The organism is Falsiporphyromonas endometrii (assembly GCF_042654485.1).
In the GTDB taxonomy this organism is placed as follows: domain Bacteria; phylum Bacteroidota; class Bacteroidia; order Bacteroidales; family Porphyromonadaceae; genus Porphyromonas; species Porphyromonas endometrii.
This window is the reverse complement of record NZ_JBHSGO010000028.1, coordinates 1-4797: the sequence shown is the minus strand read 5'-3', so window position 1 is coordinate 4797 and position 4797 is coordinate 1. Positions and strand designations below refer to the sequence as shown.

3 protein-coding genes are annotated in these 4797 nt (G+C 39.6%); all 3 read right to left on the bottom strand.

Annotated elements, in window-relative coordinates; genetic code table 11:
- A partial coding sequence (locus ACFO3G_RS01435; protein WP_380077284.1) for an IS256 family transposase occupies nt 1–889 on the bottom strand: 889 nt, incomplete at its 3' end.
- 179 nt (nt 890–1068) lie between these two features.
- Nucleotides 1069–1545: an anaerobic ribonucleoside-triphosphate reductase activating protein gene (nrdG, locus tag ACFO3G_RS01430; RefSeq protein WP_380077282.1), complete on the bottom strand. Its 477-nt coding sequence runs from the start codon at nt 1543–1545 to the stop codon at nt 1069–1071.
- 280 nt (nt 1546–1825) lie between these two features.
- A complete protein-coding gene (locus ACFO3G_RS01425; RefSeq protein WP_380077286.1) occupies nt 1826–4237 on the bottom strand; it encodes an anaerobic ribonucleoside triphosphate reductase in 2412 nt (803 codons plus the stop codon).
- Nucleotides 4238–4797 lie beyond the last annotated feature (560 nt).

Below are 4797 nucleotides of genomic sequence, written 5' to 3'. Positions count from 1 at the left end.
GATAACTCCTGCCCCATCTTGCACAAAACGCTTTCATTCGTTCCACCCCTTCTCGAGAACTCCTTATAGAAGATTCCGTACTGAATACCTCTTTCAATTCCGATGAAAACAAAGCCTTGTCCCGCGGTCTCACTTTGGCCTGAAGCTCCCTCTTCTTGTGAACGGTACACAATTGAACCGACACCCCCTTAAAACACTCCGAAGCCACCTCTTCTATCCCGCACAATCCGTCCGAAACAATCAGTTTCAGTTCCTTCAGCCCGCGTGCCTTCAAGTCGGAAAAGAAGGATCTCCAAATATGACTTCCTTCGGTTGGATTGTTGTAGATCCCGACAATTTCACGTCGTCCCTCTTCGCTCAAACCCATGGCCACAAAGAAGGCCTCTTTGGTACAACTGCCTCCGCGCCTGACCGGAATAAAGGTGGCATCGATGATCAGAGCTTCCAGGCGACAGGGAAGCTTGCGACTCATAAAGGCTTCCACACGGGAGCGTGTTCCTATGCTCAGACGGTTGATGCTGCTCGTACTCATCTCTTTTCCGTAAAGCAGTTCGAAGCATTTGGAGATGTCCTGCATCGTGCTGCCCTGCGAATACATCAGGGAGCACAGACGGGCCATCTCTTCTTCCTGATCTTTCAATATCCCCAAAAGAACAGGCATAAACCCACGAACCCGGGTTCTCGGAACTCGAAGTTCGAGCATATTCCCCTCGTAGAGAATTTTGCGGGGACGAAAACCGTTCCCATAGTCCCGGTGCTCATCCAAATAGATGGTGCGTTCTCCCTCCATGATGATTTCCATTATAAGCGTCACCAATTTGTTAAGTCCGTCTTTACCTGACAGACAATTCGAAATAATTTCTTTAATTTGTACTTGTGTGAGATCCATACTGTTTTACTGTTTTATTTTATTTTTTCAAAGATAACAGCCTTGGGTCTTACACACTTTTTCGGGACAGTATCAAAAAAACAGAATTCTCAAGGGCAAATGATATAGGTTTTGGGATGAAATGATAAATCTGTCTTTCACCTTAGCGTTGATAATAATGATAAAGAATTTGATTTATGCTACTCATTGGCATCATTTTGATGCAGATCAATGATGCGCTGATTGCTACTTCCTCTCCAAGATAATGTAGGATCAAAAAGTTTTTTGACAAATGGTCCTTCAACCAATGTGTCTATATAAGGCAGTGGTTTACTCAAAAGTTCACTACCTCTTATCTGTTCAATAGTATATCCGGTATAACACCAAATATTCATATGTGTCTCTTCTTTGAGCAATTTAAGGAATGAGGTTAGCTCCATTGGGTTATAAAAAGGATCACCACCACTAATAGTAATACCATCAAGCAAATAGTCAGACTTAATCTCATATATAATACGCTCAATCATCGACTCAGTCACCTCCATTCCTGCATTTGGATCCCATGAGGAAGGATTGTGACATCCCGGACAAGCGTGATTGCATCCGGCCAAATAGATGGAATATCTTAACCCGGGGCCATCGCTGATGGTTGAACGATAGATATTGAGTATTCTCATTAAAATCTTTTCCTTTCTAACTTAAGGCGCTGCTTTGATGATATTGAAGCACAAATTGAAGAGTAGAAGTTGCTAAATTGGATTGCAGAATGCTTTGCATACAACTCTCCAATCGTCACAGCATCACCCTCCAAAGTTATTAAGACATTAGAGGGTGACAGTATATGTGACAATTCGAGATTTCTTTATGTGTTATTGCTGTTCATTATAATACAAAACTGACCACTAAAGAAATTCTCTTCTCGGAATAAGGACTATTTCAAAATAGCTTATTGATTTCTCAATGATGCTTTACCCTATCATGTTCTTCAGCCTGCTTAGCACTATTCCAAGTCTCAAGGCTTCCGGTCAGATATCCGGTGATACGTCTTAATCTGGCTATTTTCTCTGACTGGCAGACAGGACACTTTGAATAAATCACGCCTCTATATCCACAACTTTGACATGTATCCACCGGGTGATTGATAGAGCCATAACCTATATTGGCATCTTTCATAGCTTTCACAATCTTAAGCATGACCGAAACATTTTTCTTTGCCTCACCATCAAGTTCGACATATGTAATATGACCTCCACGACAGATTGCATGAAATGGTGCTTCCAACTTAATCTTTTCTACTATGCTTACCGGTTCTCTGACATCTATATGGAAAGAATTGACATAATAATCCAAATCCGTCACCCCTGGAATGATACCAAATCTTTTACGGTCCATCTTGGTAAAACGTCCTGACAAACCTTCTGCCGGTGTTGCCAAAACAGAATAGTTGAGATTGTATTTTTTCTTATAACTATCTGCAACCTTATTAATCTCCATTATGGCATCATACAATGTATTCCAAGCCGCTTTGTTGTGGGCATGCCCTTCTCCATATATTGCCACCATGGCATTATGACCTCCAATAAAGCCAATACCCAATGTACCGGAAGCTATTACATCTCCCACTTCATCATTAGGATTAAGCTTACTGCCTCCCTTCCACACATCATTGCTCATCATAAATGGGAATTGCCTTGCAAGAGCCGTTCTCTGATATAAAAATCTGTCATGAAGCTGATCTGCAGCCAAGCATGCCATTCTTTTGACTTTTTGCAAAAAAATCTCTCGCGCATCTTCTCTTAATCGCTCTTTGGTCCCATCAGGACAATACTCTTCTGCTTCACGCATAGCCTCTATTGCCAATCTCGGCAAATTGATTGAAGTGAAAGACAGATTGCCTCGTCCCACACTGGATTTGACACCTCTTAGATTTTCAAAGACTCTTGTACGACATCCCATTGTGGCAATTTCATATAAATAGCGTTTAGGATCATCAGCCTTCCATAATTCATTCTTGTTGAACGGTGTATCCAAGAATAAGAAATTAGGGAAAAGAGCTTTGGCTGTAGCCTGGCAACTCAAGACCAACAAATCGAAGTTTGGAGTCTTAAACTGAACCTCACCCTTAAGAGCCTTATCAAAATTCTTCATACATAATTCATAATCCTCGTCAGAGTAGTTGATACCCTCTTTAACTTTAAAGATTTGAATCGGAAAGATAGGTACTTCTCCTTGACCTAATCCCTCTTGTGTTGCAATCAGAAGTTGCCTTATGACCATACGCCCCTCTAAGCTGGTATCAGTACCATAGTTTATGGAACTAAAAACAACCTGATTGCCACCTCTCGAGTGCATAGTATTCAAGTTGTGTATAAAGCCCTCCATTGCTTGATGTGTCTCTTTTCGAGTTGCATCATAAGACTTGTATAGAAGGTGCTTGGTCTCTTGCAACGATATTTTATATCCATTCTTAGACAACATCTCATGCAATCTTTGAGCTTCAGCTTCGGTACGTAGAAGTTGAGGATTAAATTCGTTAAGTTCCGATTTTATCTTCTCCTGCTTTGACTTGATTGTCTTCTCATCCAAATCTGCATCCTGATTTAGGTCATCCAAGAATATAATGTTGTTTTGCAAGTATTTCCTAAAACTTTTACGTACCCCCGGAGCCATAAAGAAATCAAAAGCAGGGATTGATTGCCCGCCATGTTGCTCATTCTGGTTTGTCTGAAAAACAATGGTGGCCAAAGTTGCGTACGAACGTATACTCTGAGGTGTACGGACACTTCCATTTTTCGTCTTAAATCCCCTTTCGAAAATATCCTCCAAATCATATTGCACACATGTAGTTGTCTTTGTTGGATAATAATCGAGATCATGAATATGGATATAGCCATCTCTATGGGCACGACTATAAGCAGGAGCCAAAAGGAATTTGTGCGTATAGTCTTTTGTTATCTCGCTTGCAAAAGTCATCATCTGACCGGCAGGAGTATGTGCGCTCATATTGGCATTTCCAAGATTGGTATCATTCTTTTCGATGCTGACAATACCATCCATTGTGTGTTTAAGAGAGGTTTTCTTTTCTCTTTCAATGGTTCTATGTTCGCGGTATAGGATATATTTTTTTGCTATATACGGATCTGTACTCATTAGTAGACTCTCCACCAAATCCTGAATCTCCTCTACTGCCAACTTGTGGCTCAAATCTTGGCGTGCCACCCCCTCAATATGACTGACAATTTGATTGATTTTGTCCGTATTTTCTTGAACTCCACCGGCACGATATGCCTTTGCTATCGCTTGTCGAATTTTAGAAGCTTCAAACGGTTGCTCTTTTCCGTCTCGCTTCACTATAAATAAAGAGGTCATTGTTGGCTTCATATTCATAATTATTTAGTAAGAAAGTGTTAAAATATCTACTCAATAATAAGGATAAAATGTTTGATCATTTCTCCCAAAATTGATGTGACAAAGGTAAAGGCATTTTGTAATAAAAGCAAGATAAACATGGGTATTTTTGAAATATTTTGTAGCAACTAATTAGTAGTTAGATAGATTATAATTATTCTTTTGGAAAACTTTGTCTAACTAACAATTTTATTATATAACTAATATTCAAATGATTAACAATAACAAACGGAAAACTTTACTAATTCTTTTGCTCAACAAAATATCCAAAAAGTCAACTTAAGTAAGACTAATCATTGTCCTTTACCCTATACAATAGTTTGATGTAAGTACCACTAAATCACATCACAATGAATTTTTAGACAGTTAGCTATGGGCTAAGGAAGATATTTACATATCATTGCTGTCCGATAAAAGTTGGAAAGGACGTATTAATGATGCTCAATTGCTGAATTTATGCGGTTGAGCATTTCATTTTTACAAGATAAGCCCCCCTTTGAGTTCCAAAGTAGGCTGTCCGA

Excerpts from the sequence above, each read along its gene's own strand:
- nrdG (WP_380077282.1), bottom strand. The coding sequence starts at position 1,545 with ATGAGAATACTCAATATCTATCGTTCAACCATCAGCGATGGCCCCGGG.
- ACFO3G_RS01425 (WP_380077286.1), bottom strand. The coding sequence starts at position 4,237 with ATGACCTCTTTATTTATAGTGAAGCGAGACGGAAAAGAGCAACCGTTT.